Origin of the sequence: Rhodopirellula baltica SH 1 (assembly GCF_000196115.1) — a bacterium.
Taxonomy (GTDB): Bacteria; Planctomycetota; Planctomycetia; order Pirellulales; family Pirellulaceae; genus Rhodopirellula; species Rhodopirellula baltica.
In genome coordinates this window covers 3,259,747-3,278,843 of record NC_005027.1, presented here as the reverse complement: position 1 = coordinate 3,278,843, position 19,097 = coordinate 3,259,747, and the positions used below count along the sequence as shown (strand labels likewise).

The window sequence follows — 19,097 nt, the reverse complement described above, 5'->3', positions numbered from 1 at the left end:
CGTTCGGTAGCCGCGTGCGCGGTCTGGTCCGAAAATCGGGCGGAATTGGCGAGAAAACAGTCCCACCATCGCTCGGAATCAAAACACGCCTTCGAAAAAGTGGCGGGCCAATTAAGCTGGGGGGACGATTGCTGTCTGATCTCCGCTAGCTTTTTCTGAGTCGATTCCACTTCGCCATGCTGCATCTCGCCCAGCAATTTCGAACGGCATGGAAGGAATCCTCGTTGCTGGCGGCCACGACCTGGTGTTTGGTCGCTCTATCGACATTCTTTGGACCGCTGGATATCTCGTCGGATGCCGAAACCATGACGGTTGGGCTGGACGGGCAAGTCGCGTGCAAGTTGCTGATTGCAGGGATGGCTTTCGTCGTCGGCGCATACGGCGCACTAACATCTGCGAGCGTTCGCCAGACGATGACGACTCTTCCGCCGGTCATGTTGCTGACGATCCTGTTTCTGGTGTTGCTGGCCACACCGATTGCGATTAGCGGAGCCTCGCTGGCAGTGGCAATGATCAACGTTGCCTATGTTGCTTTCATCATCGTTGCGTTATTCACGTTGGGTTTGCGGGGCATGGTCAGCGCGATCTTGGTGGGGGTCACCGCAACGATGACGTTGGCATTGTTCTTTTACGTGTTCGTGCCCAAATACGGTTTGTTCCCAGAGTTGTTGGCCGATGGTTTGGTGGTCAACCGGATGTCCGGAACGGCTCACCCCAACGCGGTCGGACGCGCCATGGTTTTGGGAGGGCTTGCAACGTTGTACTTGGTTCGAAAAGGCACATTGCAACTGAACGTCGCGATTCCACTGGCGGCGTGTTTTGCACTGTCGGCATACCTCGCTTGGAGTCGTACCGCTCTGGTCGCGGGTGCGTTTGGAATGTGCATTTTGTTCCTGGACCGATTGACCAGTCGGCTTGGTGTTTCCGCGATCGCGTTGGTGGCGTTGCTGGGTGTGGTTGGCGTCACGTCGATTTACGTCACCGGTCAAGAAGATCATTTCGTCGGTAAAATTCTTGCGAAGGTATCCAAGTCGGGAGACGCGGAAGAAATCACCAGCGGAACGGGGCGATCAGAAATTTGGGCCAAGGGAATCAGCTTGATCGCGAACCGGCCCATCATTGGTCACGGTTTCAACGCGGCACCGATTTTGATGTTGGAGTTTTCGCAAGCGACTCATAACGCGGTTCTTCACGCGACGCTTGCTGGTGGAGTGATCGCAGGTGCGTTGATGGCATGTTTGCTGCTTTGGAACGTGTTTTTGATTTTTGGTAGCGAGCACCTGTTGCTTCGCGCCCTTTCAGCATTCACGGTGCTGTCGTGCATGACCGAAGACACTGTTTTAGAAACGTTTCCCGGACCATGCACGATTGTGTGGTTGATGTGCATCTTCTATCCCGTTTTGGTTGATGCAACGCAAATTGACATGATCGAAGCGGAACGTTCACAACGCGATCAGGAAGAGGCCGCCGAGCCAGGGACGGGCTTTTTCGGTCGACCAGGGATATCGGGCACAACGTGAAACGAGCTTCGTCGGCCACCGTCGTTTATCTGCTGAATTTCTTTGCACCGGATGTGATCGCGATTGCTCAAGCGTGGAATCAGCGTGTTAACAAACTGATCGTCTTGCTGTCCGTTGCAATGGAAGGCAATCGATCATGGAAGGCTGAGGATGGTGGTCTGGATGTCCGTCAGCAAAGAACATGGACTCGCACGCGAACCGACCATCATCCGAGCGGCTACACCGATGTGAACTATGTGCACTTTCCCATCGATACGTTGAAACAGCTCCGGCGGGCTCGCGCCGATGTGGTGGTCTCGGCTGAACTTGGTGCTCGGTCGATGCTGGCGGCGTTGCATTGCGCTCGGTCAGGCTGGTTTGGTCTTCGCCAGCGTCGATGCCAATTGATCATCGCCGTCAGCACTTCGCCTTGGATCGAAGCCAGTCGATCGGGATGGTTGCGAAGAAAACAGCGGTCGTTGTTACTCGCCCGAGCTGATCGGGTGACGTACCACGGTCCCGAGTGCAAGCAATGGTTGCTTGAGCTCGGTGTTCCGAAAAAACGCCTGGCTCCGTTTCATTACTCGGCGGACCCGACCAAGATCTACATGGGCGAACTGAAAACCCAATCAGCCGATCGTGTTCGCGTCTTGACCGTCGGCCAATTGATCGATCGCAAAGGTGTTCGCGAAGGCCTGGCGAACATGATTGATGTGGCGCATCAATCCCCGGAATCGCTCATCGATTGGACACTGATCGGCGGTGGCCCATTGTTGGCTGAACTAGAAACGGTGCCGACGCCGGAGAACTTGAAGATCGATTGGCGAGGCAATTGTGACGCCGAACAAATTCGTGACGCTTATCACGAACATGAGATCATGTTCTTCCCGACCCGTGGTGACGAATGGGGGTTGGTCGTCGACGAGGCTCTTCACAGCGGCTTGGTCGTGATTGGGAATGATCGGGCTCAGGCCGTGACGACCTTGATTCGCGACGGATACAACGGTTGGATCGTCGAGATAGATCAACCGGCCTCGTTGGCGTGTGCTGTCAATGCCTACGCCAAACTGGATGTGCAGAAACGAATGGAAATGCGTCAGCAGGCGCGGCAATCAGTTGTCGATCGAACGCCTGACAACTCAGCTGATCAGATCACAACTCTGATTGACGAGATGTTGGCGGAGCGTCAAAGCGACGATTCCAGCCACCATTGATGTTGATGTTTTGCCCGGTGACAAAGCAGTTTGTTGGAGCGACCAAGTACGCGACCGCTTCGGCGATGTCTTCGGGACGCCCCCATCGGTTCATCAGCGATTGGTGTTTTGCTCGGTCGTCCCAGTAGCCTGACGTCGTTTTACCCCAGGCGGTTTGCGTCCAACCCGGTGAGACCGTGTTGACTCGCACGTGCGGTGCTAGCGTTTGAGCAAGCGAAGCCGAAAATGCCATCACGGCGGCTTTGACGGGGCCAAACATCATCCCCGCATCGCCTTCCATTCCCAGCGGAGCTTGGTCCCAGCCAATGAAGGTCATCGACGGTACGATCGAATCGTTCCGTTTCTGCGAGAAGACTTGTCGCTTCAACTGTTCGCCGACCAATCGCGAAAGGGCGATGGTGCCTTGGACGTCCACGGCCAGCAGTCTCTGAAGTTTTTCGTCGAAGGACCAATCTGCCGCGGCACCGGTCAACACATCCAAGCCAGCATTGTTGACCCAGGTTTGGATGTCGCCGAGAAGTTCGAATGCGTCTTCAGCCAACCGCCGCACATCGTTTGAATCAGCTAGATCAGCGGCGATGATTTCGGCCTCTTGGTTTTGTTCTCGGATCGCGGCGGCGGTCGATTCAGCACCGTCCTGATTTTGACGGTAGTGGATCAGGAATCGAGAACGCCTGCCTGCGGAACGTTCAGATTCCGCCAGTCGAATCGCGATCGCCTGGCCGATGCCGCTGGAGGCGCCCGTGACGACGATGCCGGATGGGATCGGTTGGACAGACATGACAAAGCTCGAGCGGCGAGGAGCGGTTGGCTGGATGCGATTGGTGATTGAACGTTGGGGACGACCTTGTGAAGCTTAGCGATCCCGGCGGAGGGAGGAACCGGTCGCGGCCAAATCGATGGACGCCAGCGTCCGCCCGGTGTGATTTCGATAAAATTAGTGGGCGGTTACACGACTTGCGTGTGCTGTATGATGGCGACGCCCGAGCTCCGGTTCCTTCTCACTGAATTCGACTTACATGCTTCTGCTAGTTTATCTCGTCGCGGCCATCGGCTTCTCTTTTTACTGCAGTGTTGCCGAAGCGGTGTTGCTGTCGATCACACCCTCGTTCGTTGCAACGCTGGAAAAGACCAAGCCGATCGCGGCGAAACGTTTGAGCCGGTTGAAGGCCAACATCGATCGTCCGTTGGCAGCGATTTTGAGTTTGAACACGATTGCCCACACGATTGGTGCGGCGGGAGTGGGGGCCGAGGCATCCAAGTTGTATGGCGACACGGCCTACGGTGGTCATGCGGTGGGGATTGCCAGTGCGTTGATGACGCTTTTGGTATTGGTCTTCAGTGAGATCATTCCGAAGACCATTGGTGCGTTGCACTGGCGAACGCTTGGTCCAATGGTGGCAGCTTCGGTGGGCTATTTGATTGTCTTGTTGTATCCGTTGGTTTGGATGAGCGAGCAGCTGACCAAAGTTTTGTCAGGCGGAAAAAGTCACCACACGCTGACCCGAGATGAGCTTTCCGCGATGGCCGAAATCGGAGCTCAGCAGGGTGTGTTGGATGATCACGAATCGCGCGTGTTTCAATCGTTGATGCGGCTGCCCGATTTGACCGCGCAGGACATCATGACTCCGCGGGTCGTCATCATCGCCTATCCCGAAACGATGACCGTGGGAGAATTGCTTGAAAAAGCATCGCCTGACCAGTCCGGCGACAGCGATTCCAATCGCGATGGCTCGACCGATGCAGAGTCGTCGACGCTCAGCGGCGAGGTGGTGGATCTGCCGGTTTCTCGGATTCCGATTTACGATCAGCAACTCGATCGTATCACCGGATTTGTGCTGAAAGTCGACTTGCTGCTCGCTCACACTCGCGGCCAATCGGACCGTCAGCTAAAAGAATTCCTGCGTCCCGTCGCCGTGGTTCGGCACAATCGCCCGCTGCCCAAGTTGTTGGAAATCCTTCTCGAGGGACGGCACCATTTGGCGATGGTCAGCGACGCCTATGGCAGCATCGTCGGATTGGTAACGCTGGAAGACTTGGTTGAAACATTGCTCGGCCTGGAGATTGTCGACGAATCGGACAAGCAAGTCGATTTGCAACAGTACGCTCGAAAACGTTGGGAAGAACGAGCGGCTCGAATTGGCATTCAACCGCTCGACGAGCCGTCGGTTGAAGACGAAGAAGTCGTTGAAACCGACGACGAACCGCAACACTGAACCAACCAAGGTCGAATCTCGGCGGCGAGAAAGAACGAGCCGCAGATGACCAGGACGTCTCCGGTGTTAAGAGAGTTGACGGCGTTTTGAACTGCCGCAATGGGGTGTTCGAATGAGGTGATGCGATCGGGAGACAGGCCTGCTTGCAGTGCCGTTCGGTTCAAATCGTCGACCGGTACGAATCGCGGGTTGCCTTCGTATCGAGTGAGCGTCCATTGGTCGAAGTGCGGCTGCATTCTTTGCAGCATCGCCAGCACATTCTTGTCGGCGCTGGTGCCGAACAAGCACAATCGCCGCCGCCCCGCCATACGCTGATTCAATACGTTTAGCATCGCTTCGATCGAGTCGGCATTGTGAGCCGTGTCTAGCAACACCACCCGGTCGTCCGATAAATCGAAACGTTCCAGTCGAGCTTCCATTTGCAGTGACGATAGACACTGATGGATGCATTGTTCGGGACGAAGTTTTCGCGTGACGTCGGGCAAGGCATCGACCAACGCCAGCGCGATCGCGGCGTTGCGAATCTGGTGTGCTCCTTCGAGCTTTAGATCGACGACCGTGTCCCCGGGCATCCAATCGCCAAGTCCGCTGATTTGGAAGCTGCTGCCCCAGCATTTCTGGGACTCTGTGTTCGGAGTGATCTGGATCTCGTCACCAAGGTGCATCAGCGGAGCGCCGATTTGGTTGGCGATTCGCACGATTACGTCACGCACTGGACCTGCGGGGACGCCGTTGATGGCTGGCGTGTCTCGTTTGAAAATTCCCGCTTTTTCGGCTGCGATCAGCTCTGCCGTATCACCCAAAACGTGTTGGTGATCCAGCCCAATGCTGGTGATCGCGGTGGCGTGACTTTGAAAAACATTGGTGCTGTCGAGCCGTCCGCCCAAACCGGTTTCCAAAACCCAGATGTCGCACTGTCGTCGGTGAAAGTGTTCAATCGCCATCGCTGTGGTCAGTTCAAAGAACGACGGGCCACCGATGGGAGCGGCCGTCATCGCTTCGACGATCGGTCTCATGGAGTCGATCAGTCCGATCATCTCCTCCGGAGTCGCGATCTCACCATCGACTCGGAAGCGTTCTTCCAGATTCACTAGGTGCGGCGAAGTGTAAAGACCAACACGGTATCCGGCGGAGTGGAGCAGTGCGGCGACCATGGTGGCGGCGCTGCCTTTTCCTTTGGTGCCCGCCAGGTGGACGATTTGAACGCCGGTTGATTTGCTTGGCTGAACGATCGAATCCGGCCTCGCCAATTCAACCACGGAGGATTGATTCTCGCTGGATGGGGGGCTTTGGCCGAGTTCAGTTGAATCGACCGTGAGATGCTGACCATGGCCCAGACGCTGGATCAAATCCCGCATTCGATCCAGTGTAAAACGGTAACGCGAACCGGAGGATGCCAGCTTTTCGTAGTCAATTCGGTCGACCAACCAACCCAGTGCGGCTTGATAGGCATCACTTTTTCGCGAGATCACGGTCGATCTGCTTTCGATCTCTGAATCATCGTGATCGGGGTGAAATGGTCGGTGACGCCGGGACATGGATCGCCCGCGCGGCGTTAGCATGCGGGAATCGAACAGTCGCAGTGATAAAAATAGAAACCATGGCTGACAACCCCGAACCGTCTGGGAGAATGCCTCGTAGCGTAGGGGACTTCTCCGTAGGCTCGGATTTTTGATGAGTCTCCTTCATCCATTTTATTCGTCTTTTCTCTTTGAGTCGGGATCCTTCATCCGTGAGTACCGAACCCAATGCGGCTGTGGCTGACGCGCCGCAAACCGCGACACCGGATTCTGCCGACGCCTCCAGCTCGGTCGTCATCGAGACCCGCAACCTGAGCAAGATTTACCGTGACTTTTGGGGCCGGAAAAAGGTTCACGCGTTGAAGTCCTTGGACATCGAAGTCCGCCCTGGAGAAATCTTCGGCTTGCTGGGGCCCAACGGAAGCGGCAAATCCACCACCATCAAACTGATCCTCGGGCTGTTGTTTCCAACCAGTGGACGTGTTTTGGTGTTCGACCAAGACGCCAGCGAAACCAGCAAGAACGAGCGGATCGGGTATTTGCCCGAAGAATCGTACCTGTACAAATTTCTGACCGCGGACGAAACACTCGACTTCTATGGCCGACTGTTTGACCTGTCCGCCTCCGAGCGACGTGACCGCGTGTCGCAGTTGATCGAAATGGTGGGGCTTCAGGGTGCCAAGCACCGCCAGTTGAAGGAATACAGTAAGGGGATGACCCGCCGAGTCGGTTTGGCTCAGGCATTGATCAACGACCCCGACCTCATCCTGTTGGACGAACCGACCACCGGTTTGGACCCAATCGGTACTCGCGAAATGAAGGACTTGATCCTTGGCCTTCGAGACCAAGGCAAAACCGTCCTGCTGTGCAGCCACCAGCTTGCCGACGTTCAAGACGTTTGCGATCGCGTCGCGATTCTGCACCAGGGTGAGCTGAAAGAGCTCGGCCGAGTCAGTGACCTGTTGAAGGTTCAAGATGTGACCGAAGTCCATGCGACGGGATTGTCCGACGCGGCCAAGACCGAAATCGCAGACGTTATCGCACGACACGGTGGAACGGTTCAATCGATCGACAACCCAACGGCGACGATGGAAGACTTGTTCCTCAACATCGTTCGTGAGAGCGAGGCTCGACCAGGGGCTCGCCGAGTTTCCCAAGGTTCCGACGCGGCTTCCGCCAATGATGGCAGCAGCGACAGCGACGGAGGACAGGCATGAACCTACAACCGGAAGATTTCTGGTCGTATTCAGAATGGTTCTTTCGAGACGGTGCGTTTCTAGAAAGTGCCGCGTTGAAGGGGATCGTGTTGTTGGTCCTGGCCATCGTGCTGGGATTGATCGCGGGATACGTGATCTCGTCGTCCCGATACGGTTCTGGAGAAGGCTTCTTTGCCGTCGCCCGTGCTGTTCGAGACTTCTTTCGATTCGACCTGCCCGGCACCAGCCTGCGACGCATCTTTGCTCTCGCGAGGCTCTCGTTTAAAGAAGCACTTCGACGAAAGGTGCTCTACATCGTCGGATTGTTTGTTGTGTTGTTGTTACTTGCAGGTTGGTATCTCAACCCGCAAAGCGACGACCCGGCCCGACTTTATGTCAGCTTTGTGCTGACGATGACCAACTACTTGGTCTTGGCATTGGCATTGTTCATCAGTGCATTCTCGCTGCCTGAAGACATCAAGAACAAAACGATCTACACGATCGTCACCAAACCCGTTCGAGCGACTGAAATCATCGCCGGTCGAATGCTTGGGTTTGTTGGCGTCGGCACGATGATCCTCGTCCCAATGGGTTTGCTCAGTTGGGTATTTGTGGTTCGCGGTTTGGATCACACCCATCAAGAAGTCGTCGAAGTTCGTGAATTGCCTGGTGGCGGATACGAAGGTGAGACCGACTACGTCCAGTTCCACTCCCACACGTTCAAGTTGGACGAAACCGGCGAAGGGCTCACGAATATTGTTCGTGGTCACCGTCACGTCGTCCGTCGCAGCGAAGATGGAACGTTTCAGATCGGGCCACCCCAGGGTGCTTTGCGAGCTCGGATCCCATCCTATGGTTCGATCCGTTTCCGTGACCGATCGGGCAATTTGCAAGAGGAAGGCATCGACGTTGGAAACGAACGTTTGGCCGGTGGCTACAGCAGCACGGGCATCGCTCGTCTGATTGGTGTCGCCAAGGGTAACCGCAAGATCGAGCACGGCTACGTCGAAGGCGGGTCGCTCGGTACCGCCGAGTTCACGTTTGATAACGTGACGCAAGAACGCTATCCCGATGGCATTCCGGTTGATCTCTCGTTGCGAGCCTACCGTTCATACAAGGGTGACATCGAAACCGGCATTCGCGGTTCGGTCACCATGAAGCACCCCGACAAAGCGATCGAAAGCAATCCGGTTGCTTTCATCGTGGATGAGTATGAAGTCGACGAAAAGATTTTGCCGCTCGAGATTGAGGGCACTGACGGCAGCGAAACTCGCATGCTCAGCGTGTTTGAAGATTTGGTTAACGAAGAAGGCCAAATCATGATCATCGTTCGCTGCCTCGACCGCGCTCAGTATTTGGGTGTGACGAAGAGCGGCGTGTATCTGCACCCCGCCGACAACTCGTTTGGTTGGAACCTCACCAAAGCCTACGGGTCGATTTGGTTGCAGATGACGATGGTGATCGCCTTCGGCGTGATGTTCAGTACGTTTTTGACTGGACCCGTCGCGATGATTTCGACTTTCGTCTGCGTGCTCCTCGGTTTCTCTGCGGAACAAGTGTTCGATACGCGTCACTACATCGACAGCGGTATCGAGCGTGGAGGCGGGCCAATCGAATCGATGGTTCGTTTGCTTCGCCAAGACGCCATGACGACTCAGTTGGATGTCGACACGGTCGCGGCAAAGGTGATCAAAACGGTCGACGCGGCCATTGTTTACGGCCTTGATGCGATCGCCACGGCACTGCCCAACCTTCCCAAAATGGTCGAGACGGCGGAGTACGCCGCATCGGGCTTCGATATTTTCGGTGCGTTGCTCGCGCGGCACGCCACGGCAACGTTCGGGTACGTCCTGCTTGCCTTCATTGTCAGTTATTTTATCCTGAAATCGCGTGAGATCGCGGCATGAATCGCACTACTGTTCTGCGACGTAAATTGGTCTATCTGATGATCCTCGTGGTCATGCTGATTCCCTTGTACCTGTTGGGGCAACCCAGCGGAGGTGGCGGGGAAGGCGGCGGCCGCTTGGCTCAGTTGCGAGGCAAGTATGACATTGCCGAGAGCGATCTCGGTGAAATCAGTCCTGCTAGTGAAACGATGAAGCTCGCTTCATTGGGACTTCGTGGGGTGGCGGCATCGCTGCTCTGGAAGAAGTCGCACGATTATCGTGTTTTGCATGAATGGGACCGCTTGAAAGCAACGCTCAACAACATCGCATTGTTGCAGCCTCACTTTGACAAGGTCTGGGAATTCCAGGCTCACAACTTGGCGTACAACGTTTCGACTGAGTTCGACGATTATCGTCAACGATACGAAATGGTCCGCGAAGGAACCGAGTTTCTTACCAAAGGCGTGAACCAAAACCGCAAGGCACCACGATTGGTTTGGTACACCGGTTGGTTCTATGGCCAAAAGATGGGCATGTCAGATGAGAAGGAACAGTTTCGCCGGCTCTTCTCCGAAGACGACAAGCTTCACGAGGATCTTCTTGAAGAAGACATCGCCGTCGACAGCCCGGAAGCTCGTGGTCCAACAAACAAACCTGACAACTGGTTGGTCGGTCGTTTGTGGCTGAACCGAGGTTATGACTTGGTCGAATCCGGTGTTCAAATTCGTCGTCAGACACCATTGAACTTCTATGAAACCGGGCCGAAGTGGCGTCTGAAACACGCCGAAGCGATCGAGTCAGAAGGCATCTTGGACGAGCGTGCTCAGAACGCGTGGCAGTTGGCCTCAACTGATTGGAAAGCCTTCGGCAATCGATCGGTTCCAACTACCGCCGCTTTCACAATCAAGCTTGGCCAGTTGGATGAATTGATCCGGCAAAGAGAAGACAAGATCAATCTGTTGGAAGAAGTCGCTGGTGATGCTTACCTCGACGCCCGAGCAAAGGCGATTGAGAAGCTTCCCCCGATTCAACAAGATGCCTTGTCGACTCCCGAAGAGGAGCGAACGAAGTCTCAACAGTCGATTGCAAACGCCGCTCAGGAATCCGTCAAAGTTGACTACGATGCCGTTGCTCGCGCAACTCAGCAGTCCAAACAGCTTCAGGCTCTTCAGTTGGTCGAAGACATCAAGGATCTCGATGAACGGATTCTGAAGACCGAAGGCTATCGTAAACAGATCAACTATCCTTATTGGGATACGTTGGCACTGGCGGAACAAGAGGAGCGAACCGTTCGAGCTCGTCGATTGATTTACGAAGCCGAAAAGGCGAACGCGGACGCTGAGCTCGAAAAAGCAATCGGTCTGTATGAGGAAGCCTTCGAGGTTTGGGCTAAAATCTTCGACGATTATCCGATCCTCGTGATCGACGACACGGCCCAGGATTTGTATGAGTCGTTGCGTCGTTATCGTATCGCGATCGATTCCGATGAAATGCCGGACGACTTCCCGTTGAAAGCATTCGTTGAATTGATGGGTGAGTACGGACAGGTCGATCAAGACATGTACGAACAAGTTCGCCAAACTCAGAAGGACTTGGCAGAGAAACGGCAGGCTGAATTGGAAGCTGAAGAGCGTCGTTTGGAAGAAGAAGCCGCCAAAGAGGAAGCGGAGAAGAAGGCCGCCGCTGAGGAAGAAGCCGAAACAGGCGAAGAGACCCCAGCGGAGTCAGAAGGCGAAATGAAAGCTGATCAGGCGGACGAGGAAGAAGTTGCCGAGACAGAGCCGACTGAAACAGAAGCCGAAGAAGCTGACGCAGAAAATGTCGATGATGCGGAGATGAAAGAATCCGGCGAAGCGGACTCCACCGAGGCCGATTCGACAGGCGACGGTGAAAGTGAAGCATCCGACGCAGAGACTACGGTCGAGGAAGAGACACCAGCCGATGATGTCGTGGAAGAAGCTTCCCCTGAAACGGAAGACTGATCACAGCGGCTTCACAGAAACGAAATTTGACGAAGCCCGTCGTGTCTGAATGGACGCGGCGGGCTTCTCAATTTGAGCGAAAGGTTCTATGTCGGTGAAATGCAAATCTAGCTAAACTGCGGGCCTGCTTGCCGGTTTTGGCAGACTCACGTCTCGGCCCTTCGCTCGCTAGTTGCCATGATCGACACCATCGGAACCCTTTTGTTAGGTGCTGCTGACGCAGGCGCCGTCGCGAGTGAATCGCACTCAAGTTCCGTCGAGATGGTGCACATCGCGACCACCTTGGGGATGCTTTTGACCGCCAGTTTGTTGGCGGGGCTCGCCAGCGAATTCTTGCGATTGCCAAAGGTTACCGCGTACCTGATCGCGGGCCTGCTGCTTGGTCCCAGCTTTGGCGATGTGATTCCGCACGAGCATCATTTGGTACTGGAACCGCTAACAAAACTCGCGATGGCCTTGGTGTTGTTTTACCTCGGCACCTTGTTTCCATTTGATCAGATCCGGCGAATTTCGCGTCGAGCAATTCCGCTGTCGTTTGGCGAATTGGTATTCACTGTCATCCTGGTGACAGTTGGTACCTATGTGTTGGGCATGTCGGCGGCACAAGCTGCATTGCTTGGAACTTTGGCCATTGCGACCGCTCCGGCCACGACGATGTTTGTGCTGCGGGAAACCAATGCGGAAGGTCCCGTCACCAGTCTCACTGGGACTTTGGTGACATTGAACAATCTGGTCGCGGTGATCGCCTTTGAGTTGGTTTGGTTGGCGATTGAGGTAGCTGGTGGCGACGCGTCGGGCTCAATCAGCCAAACGGTGTTGTTGTTGGTGCGGTCACTCGGCGGAGCTTTCCTGCTTGGGTTGGTCGGCGGGTTGGTAATTAGTTACGCCTGCGAAATCATGCACACGCGGCGGTGGCTGGTGCTGCTGGTTGGTGCTTCGGCATTGATGCTCGGCCTCAGCGAATCGTGGGAGCTGCCGTACATGTTGGTATTCCTGGTCGTCGGTTTGGTCGTGGTGAACTCTTCCAGTGGAACGCAAAAGATCACCGCCCAAATGGACTCGATCGGTGGTCTTCTCACGGTCGTTTTCTTTTCGGTCCACGGAAGCGAGTTGGATCTGAATCTGCTGATGGATGTCGGCATGATCGGGGCTGGCTATGTGGTGCTGCGAAGTGTCGGCAAAGTCGCGGGCATTTGGTTCATGGCTTCGCGAACAGGTGCACCGGTGGAAGTTCGAACCTGGTTGGGTCCCGCGATGTTGGCCCAGGCGGGCGTCGCCATCTCGTTGGCAGCGACTGCAACCTCGCGAAATCCTGAGATGGCTGGCGAAGTGCAGACAATCATCCTCGGAACCGTGGTTGTCTTCGAGATTTTGGGGCCATTGCTGACTCGGGCGGCCGTACTGAAAAGCGGTGAGATGCCGATTGCGAACTCCATTCACCACACATTCGGGACGCCTCTTGGTGCACTGCGGAACGTGTTCACTCGTTTAGCCGGTTCGGCCGGTTTGCTGAGCAAGAAACAAGCGTTGTCAGAACGGATGCGAGTTGAACAAGTGATGCGTCGCAGTGTCGTGGGCATTGCCGAGAGCGCGGACTTCAACGAAGTCGTTCACTTCGTCGAGCATTCGCACGACAACACTTTCCCAGTTCTGGATGAAGACCGATGCGTTGTGGGCTTGATTCGATTTGATTTGCTCAATCAAGCTTTTTTTGATCCGCATTCAGATCACTTGGTTCGCGCAGGTGATCTCGCGACTCCTCCCGAGGTTTTGTTGCATCCGGCTCAGCCCGTACGAGATGCGGTGGAGTTGTTCCGGCATACGACGGATGACTGCGTGCCAGTTGTGACCGATGAGCCACCACATCGTTTGGTTGCTACCGTTCGTCGAAGCGATCTGACGTCGCTTCTTATTCGTGATCGAAAAGCCGGTTTGTCGTGAACGATTTGGTTGAGCAGATCCGCGAGACTGCTCTGTCAGAAGGTTTCGCAGCAATGGGAATCGCGCCAGCGGTCACCAGCGAAGGGTTCCATCAACTGGTCGATTGGATTGAAGCTGGTTACGCCGGTTCAATGGACTACTTGGAACGTCGACTGGATGCTTACCGTCATCCCACCGGAGTGCTCGAAGGCACCAAGTCGATCATCGTCTTGGCGATGAACTACGACGCATCGAACCGCGGGCCGGCACCGTCAGTTGAAGGCTCGGCCTACGGAAAAACCGCTCGCTACACATGGTCGGGTGTCGACTATCACGATGTGATTCATCCCAAGCTGAAACGGATCGTTCGACTGATTCGTGAGCAAGTTCCGGAAGCGAACGCTCGTGGGATCGTCGACACCGCGCCTCTGATGGAACGCGAAGTTGCGGTGCTCGCAGGCTTGGGATGGAGAGGGAAAAATACTTTGCTGCTGAACAAGCAATTGGGCAGCTACTTTTTCCTCGCTTGCGTTTTGGTCGACATCGATTTGCCGATCGATCAACCACATGATTCTAGCCACTGCGGGACCTGTTCCGCTTGTTTGGATGCCTGTCCGACGGATGCGTTTCCCAGTGCCGGGGTGCTGGATGCGTCCAAGTGCATTAGCTATCTGACAATCGAAAACCCTGGTTTGCCCGAATTATCGCTCCGCAGCGGCATTGATGAGTGGGCGTTTGGTTGCGATGTTTGCCAAGAAGTCTGTCCTTGGAACCGGCGCCCTTCGCGGCAGCAAAACGCGGCAAATGGTTTGCGAGGACATCGCGAGCCGGCGGACGACTCTCAAGGCCATGATGGTTGGTTGGAGCTGACTTCGCTTTTCTCGATGACGGAAGATCAGTTTCGAAGTCAGTTCCGTCGGACGCCGTATTGGAGAACGAAGCGGCGTGGCATGTTGCGAAATGCGATCATTGTTTTGGGGAACCAAAAGCGTCGCGACGCGATCGAACTTTTGTTCACAACCTTGAATGATCCCGATCCCGAATTGCGAGCCATTGCGGTTTGGGCGATTTGTCAGATGCAAGATTCTGAGTCGTTGGATCGGCTGCGGGGATACCGACAATCGGAAAATGACCCGATCGTTTTGGCTGAATTCCCAGGATAATTCCTGCGAGGGGCCGCTATCGGGTGGCTGTTTCTAATGGCGTCGCAATTTCACTTATTGGTCGCTGTGTGGTCGCGAACTCAGCTCAGCGAGCGTTTGTATCAATTGGTCCGGCGAATTGTTTGGTTTGAGCCGACTTTATCGGATAAAACAGTGAAGAGACAATGAACGAAACCCGCCGAGACTGCTTATTTTAACGTAGTCTTGACTCTCCCTCCCTTTTTCGAACGAACCATTGGAAGCATTGGGTATGAATCGAATCTGCCGTGTCGTGGCCACGATTGCCGCCGTAGCGGTGACAACTGTTGGAAGCGCGTTGACCAGTTCCGCCGCCGACTTGCCACCATTCTCGAAAATTTCTGAAGGCTACAAGCAGCTTCCAGTTTCTGATCAGCAAGCCAAAAAAGGCTTGTTCAACGTTTGGCAACACGAAAAAGAAGCCTCGGTGATTGCCGAGTTGCCCAAGAATTTCGCGGGCAAAAAGTTCTTTGTTGCTTTGACGCTCAGCAGCGGTGACCGCTATGCCGGATTGCAATCCGGTGACTGGGTCGTTCAGTGGCGTCGCTACAACGATCGCCTTGCGTTGATCGCTCCAAACTTGGATATCCGCGCCACCGGTGATGCAGAATCCAAGGCCTCGGTCAAACGATTGTTCACCGACCGTGTTTTGCTTGACGTGCCAATTTTGGCGATGGGCCCCAACGGTGGTCCTGTCGTTGACATGGATAGCTTGTTGATTGGCAATGCAACCACCTTTTTCGGTTCGTCGGTTCGATTGGCCAACAGCCGATTGTTCACCGTCGAAGCAGCCAAGGTATTTCCCGAAAATGTCGAGCTTGCATTTGAAGTCGTCGGCCGTGGCGGTCGCTTGCAAACGCTCCACTATTCATTCAGTGAGGTGCCGAGCAGTTCGAGTGGATTCAAACCGCGGGAAGCGGATGAACGAGTGGGGTTCTTTGTGACCTCGTTCTCGGATTTGAGCCAATACCAAGACGATGAAACGAAGGTTCGCTACATCAATCGATGGCAGCTGGAGAAACGTGATCCAAAGCTGAAGTTGAGCCCACCCAAAGAGCCAATTCGCTTTTATGTGGAGCACACCGCTCCCGTTCGTTACCGTCGTTGGATCAAACAGGGCGTCGACTATTGGAACAAAGCGTTCGAGAAAGTTGGAATCGTTGACGCAATCGTGATCGAGTATCAAGACGCGGTCAGCAAGATCCACATGGAAAAAGATCCTGAAGACGTTCGATACAACTTCATCCGATGGTTGAACAACGACGTTGGAACCGCGATCGGTCCAAGTCGAGTGCACCCCGAAACCGGGCAAATTCTGGATGCTGACATCATTCTGACCGATGGTTGGATTCGTCACTTCAATTTCAACTACAACGATTTGATGCCTCAGTTGGCAATGGAAGGCGTCAGTGCCGAGACTTTGGCATGGCTCGGAAGTCATCCCAACTGGGACCCTCGCGTCCGCATGGGAGCCAAGGAATCAGCCAACTCGCTGCGAGCAAAGTATGCCATGGAAGCACAGCAACCGATGGCAGGTTTCGCGATGGCACAGGCTGATCCGGCGTTGTTGGGCGACGATGAATACGACGGACTGATGGGACAAGTCAGTCAGAAGAACGGTCTGTGCATGGCTGCTTCTGGACGCAGCATGGATCTGGCGTTCGCTCGTATGAACTGGGGTCTGGCTCTGATGGCCGACGAAGAAGCTGAAAAGAAGAAAGATGAAGACGCCAAAGAGAAGGCGGAAGCCGACAAGGCTGACAAAGATGAGAAGAAGGACGACTCGGAGTCCAAGGACGGGGACAAAGAAGAGAAGGATGAAGAGGCCAAAGACGACGAGAAGTCTGACGATGACAAGAAAGAAGTCGCCAAGAAGGACGATGAAAAAGAGAAGGATGAATTGCTGGACGGAATTCCAGAATGGTTCGTCGGTCCATTGCTGGCAGATTTGGTCGCACACGAAGTCGGCCACACTCTTGGGTTGCGTCACAACTTCAAAGCTTCGGCGCTTTACACAATCGACGAGATCAATAGCGATGAATTGAAAGGCAAGAAAACCTTCACCGCATCGGTGATGGACTACTGCCCAATCAACTACCGCTACGAAGCCGGCGATGTCCAAGGCGACTACGGAATGATCGACATCGGTCCTTATGATTTTTGGGCTATCGAATATGGTTACACGTTCGAAGACTCGAAGTTGAAGGAAATCCTGAAACGATGCTCCGAGCCTGAACTGCAGTTTGCCACTGATGAAGACACGAGTGGTCCAGACCCATACGCTCGTCGTTACGACTTTGGCAAAGATCCTCTGACCTACGCCGAAGAGCAAATGCGTTTGGCTCAGCTTTATCGAGATCGTTTGCTTGAGAAGTTTGTCAAAGACGGTGACAGCTGGGCAAAAGCCCGACGCGGATACGAATTGACTTTGGCGATTCAAACCAAAGCGGTCAGCATGATGTCCAATTGGATTGGCGGCGCGTTCGTCAATCGAGACAAGAAAGGCGATCCAGGAAATCGTGTTCCGGTCGAAGTGGTTCCTGCTAAAGACCAGCGTGCTGCGTTGCAGTTTGTGATCGATACCAGTTTCCGAGACAAGTCCTACGGTTTGACCACCGAAATCTTAGAACGACTCGGCATCGACAAATGGCTCGACAACGGCCGTGGCGGAATGTCAAACGAAGCGACCTGGCCGATTCACGATCGAGTGTTGGGGATGCAAGCCAGCACGTTGACGCTGATCATGAACCCAACCACATTGCGTCGGGTTTATGACAACGAACTTCGTCTTCCTGCCGAAACGGATGCTCTAACTCTGCCCGAGTTGTTGAACACGGTTAGCGATGCAGTTTGGGAAGAGTTGGATCAACCTTGTCCGGACGACCGAAACGACCGCAAGCCAATGATCACTTCTCTGCGTCGAAATTTGCAACGCGAACACATCCAGCGTTTGGTGGATTTGGTCCTGGAAGAAGGTCAGGACACTGCCGCATACCATCCGATCAGCAACTTGGCTCGCATGCAATTGCGTACCTTGTCCAGTCGCATGGGGTCGACCATCGAGAAATGTGGCAACAAGATGGACGCCTACAGCCTGGCACACCTAACCGAGTGTAAAGAACGCGTCGAACGTGCATTGGAAGCTGGTTACACCTACGGAGGTGGAAACCCTGGTGCTCCTATGTTGATGATGCTGATGGGTAACGAAGCCAAATCGCCTTCGAACGAAGACTGATCTTCTTCAGCTATCAAAAAATCAAACAGCCTTCTCGCTATTGTGAGAAGGCTGTTTTCGTTGGATAGCGACGGTTTCTCCGTTGCTCACTTCCCGAGATAATGCACATCCAATCGAGCAGCGATTTCTCGATCGAATGAACCCAGACTTGGTGAATGGGTGATGGTGGTCATCAGAGCCGTGAAACGTTCGACAATCGGCAGCAGATGCTCTTTCAAGATAGGAGAAATGGACTGGTTCAGTTGGCTAGCGGGACTGCCGGAATAAATTGACGGCTCCGGGATATGGTCAATTTCGGCGAAGACTTCTTCCATCCAGGCATCAATCGCGATCGCTGAAACCCCCAGCGACACAAGTTTGATGCAGTCATCAACGGTTGCCACGCGTTGCTGGGCCCATCGAGGTGGAGAAAGCCAGAGTGGTGGAACATCCGGCTGGCGGATCAACTGGTTCAGCAGTTCGGCGAACTGAAGTCCCGACACGGAAATTTGACCGGACCGGATCAGCAACGCATCCGCCGGAGTCGCAGCGAGTGTCTCCCGATTTTCCCAGAGCCATTCTGGGGTGACGCTCACCAAAACCACTGCTTGAGGTGATAGGCGTCTCAGCTGGTGAATCTTGTTTGGCAGGTATTCTAGATCCGCGATGTCCGGCGGGAGCGTGAATGCGGACACCCAACCACCGCCCGATAATGGTTGTTCTTTCGGCGTGGCTTCCCAGCGACGAATTTGCTCGGCGCTGTAAGCGAAACGTCCCGATGCATCTCGGAGCGGTGACAAACGAATGTCAATCGCGGTGGCGGTATCAAAGTCGTCCGCATTCAAACCATATCGCTCACTCCGGTAAGGGAGCATCTGGAGCGGATGGTTGGCGGCGTTCGATTCGGTTTGTTCCTGTTCCCCATCAGAGTCGTCTCGGACTCCAAGTTCGCTATGCAAGTACGACGTCAGAATTCCGTGCTTCTGTAGTTGTTCCGCGAGAGCTTGTGCAACCTTTGGCGACCAGCGATGCCAAGGCGCATCGTCGAGGAACAGCCGCGTGGGAAGTTCGACCGTGGTTCCGCCGGATCGCTGGACCTGAAATGAAGGCGGCGTCGGTGGGACACCTCGCCGTCCAGAACCAAATCGAGGTGGCAACAAGCACAACGCATCAAGCGAACTGTCAAACATGTCGGCCTAGGGGACGATGGATCGGGAACCGAGTCACGATCACGCGAATTCTAGGGCGTCGGTAGTTTCGCTCGGCTGA

General features: G+C 54.7%; 12 protein-coding genes. 9 read left to right on the top strand and 3 right to left on the bottom strand.

The window, feature by feature from the left end; translation table 11 throughout:
- The first annotated feature begins 176 nt into the window (after positions 1 to 176).
- Positions 177 to 1,520, top strand: coding sequence for an O-antigen ligase family protein (locus RB_RS12675; protein ID WP_011120818.1), 1,344 nt, complete (start codon positions 177 to 179; stop codon positions 1,518 to 1,520).
- Positions 1,517 to 2,713 carry a glycosyltransferase family 4 protein gene (locus tag RB_RS12670; RefSeq protein ID WP_011120817.1) on the top strand — a complete coding sequence of 399 codons (1,197 nt, stop codon included), beginning with the start codon at positions 1,517 to 1,519 and terminating at the stop codon, positions 2,711 to 2,713. The genes RB_RS12675 and RB_RS12670 overlap by 4 nt, the downstream gene beginning before the upstream one ends.
- Here RB_RS12670 and RB_RS12665 read toward each other — a convergent pair.
- Entirely contained in the window at positions 2,652 to 3,494 is an 843-nt protein-coding gene (locus RB_RS12665; protein WP_011120816.1) for an SDR family NAD(P)-dependent oxidoreductase, read from the bottom strand. The two genes, RB_RS12670 and RB_RS12665, sit on opposite strands and share 62 nt — an antisense overlap.
- 238 nt (positions 3,495 to 3,732) lie before the next feature.
- Here RB_RS12665 and RB_RS12660 point away from each other — a divergent pair, with 238 nt between their 5' ends.
- Complete coding sequence (locus tag RB_RS12660) at positions 3,733 to 4,929, top strand: CNNM domain-containing protein (RefSeq protein ID WP_011120814.1); 1,197 nt, start codon at positions 3,733 to 3,735, stop codon at positions 4,927 to 4,929.
- Here RB_RS12660 and RB_RS12655 read toward each other — a convergent pair.
- Positions 4,860 to 6,491, bottom strand: coding sequence for a bifunctional folylpolyglutamate synthase/dihydrofolate synthase (locus RB_RS12655; protein ID WP_011120813.1), 1,632 nt, complete (start codon positions 6,489 to 6,491; stop codon positions 4,860 to 4,862). The genes RB_RS12660 and RB_RS12655 overlap by 70 nt on opposite strands.
- A gap of 170 nt (positions 6,492 to 6,661) precedes the next feature.
- On the opposite strand from RB_RS12655, the gene RB_RS12650 reads away from it, so the two are divergent.
- The 6 genes from RB_RS12650 (at position 6,662) to RB_RS12625 (ending at position 17,849) form a co-directional block, all read left to right on the top strand.
- Positions 6,662 to 7,666, top strand: coding sequence for an ABC transporter ATP-binding protein (locus tag RB_RS12650; protein ID WP_007325468.1), 1,005 nt, complete (start codon positions 6,662 to 6,664; stop codon positions 7,664 to 7,666).
- A complete protein-coding gene (locus RB_RS12645; protein WP_007325469.1) occupies positions 7,663 to 9,552 on the top strand; it encodes an ABC transporter permease in 1,890 nt (629 codons plus the stop codon). Before RB_RS12650 ends, RB_RS12645 begins: the two co-directional genes overlap by 4 nt.
- On the top strand, positions 9,549 to 11,513 hold the full coding sequence (locus RB_RS12640; RefSeq protein WP_011120811.1) for an IRE (iron responsive element): 1,965 nt from the start codon (positions 9,549 to 9,551) through the stop codon (positions 11,511 to 11,513). Before RB_RS12645 ends, RB_RS12640 begins: the two co-directional genes overlap by 4 nt.
- A gap of 177 nt (positions 11,514 to 11,690) precedes the next feature.
- Positions 11,691 to 13,454, top strand: a complete 1,764-nt coding sequence (locus RB_RS12635; RefSeq protein WP_007325471.1) for a cation:proton antiporter domain-containing protein — start codon at positions 11,691 to 11,693, stop codon at positions 13,452 to 13,454.
- The gene (queG, locus tag RB_RS12630) at positions 13,451 to 14,596 is read left to right on the top strand and encodes a tRNA epoxyqueuosine(34) reductase QueG (protein WP_011120810.1); all 1,146 of its coding nucleotides are present in this window, start codon (positions 13,451 to 13,453) and stop codon (positions 14,594 to 14,596) included. The genes RB_RS12635 and queG overlap by 4 nt, the downstream gene beginning before the upstream one ends.
- A 250-nt stretch (positions 14,597 to 14,846) precedes the next feature.
- Entirely contained in the window at positions 14,847 to 17,849 is a 3,003-nt protein-coding gene (locus RB_RS12625; RefSeq protein WP_164921950.1) for a zinc-dependent metalloprotease, read from the top strand.
- An 86-nt stretch (positions 17,850 to 17,935) separates the two neighbouring features.
- Here RB_RS12625 and RB_RS12620 read toward each other — a convergent pair whose 3' ends face one another.
- Positions 17,936 to 19,018 (bottom strand): hypothetical protein, encoded by a 1,083-nt coding sequence (locus tag RB_RS12620; RefSeq protein WP_011120808.1) that lies wholly within the window; start codon positions 19,016 to 19,018, stop codon positions 17,936 to 17,938.
- Positions 19,019 to 19,097: the final 79 nt, after the last annotated feature.

Coding starts and splice junctions, on each gene's coding strand:
- RB_RS12675 (WP_011120818.1), top strand. CDS start 177: ATGCTGCATCTCGCCCAGCAATTTCGAACGGCATGGAAGGAATCCTCG.
- RB_RS12655 (WP_011120813.1), bottom strand. CDS start 6,491: ATGCTAACGCCGCGCGGGCGATCCATGTCCCGGCGTCACCGACCATTT.
- RB_RS12635 (WP_007325471.1), top strand. CDS start 11,691: ATGATCGACACCATCGGAACCCTTTTGTTAGGTGCTGCTGACGCAGGC.
- RB_RS12620 (WP_011120808.1), bottom strand. CDS start 19,018: ATGTTTGACAGTTCGCTTGATGCGTTGTGCTTGTTGCCACCTCGATTT.
- RB_RS12625 (WP_164921950.1), top strand. CDS start 14,847: ATGAATCGAATCTGCCGTGTCGTGGCCACGATTGCCGCCGTAGCGGTG.
- RB_RS12645 (WP_007325469.1), top strand. CDS start 7,663: ATGAACCTACAACCGGAAGATTTCTGGTCGTATTCAGAATGGTTCTTT.
- RB_RS12665 (WP_011120816.1), bottom strand. CDS start 3,494: ATGTCTGTCCAACCGATCCCATCCGGCATCGTCGTCACGGGCGCCTCC.
- RB_RS12660 (WP_011120814.1), top strand. CDS start 3,733: ATGCTTCTGCTAGTTTATCTCGTCGCGGCCATCGGCTTCTCTTTTTAC.
- RB_RS12640 (WP_011120811.1), top strand. CDS start 9,549: ATGAATCGCACTACTGTTCTGCGACGTAAATTGGTCTATCTGATGATC.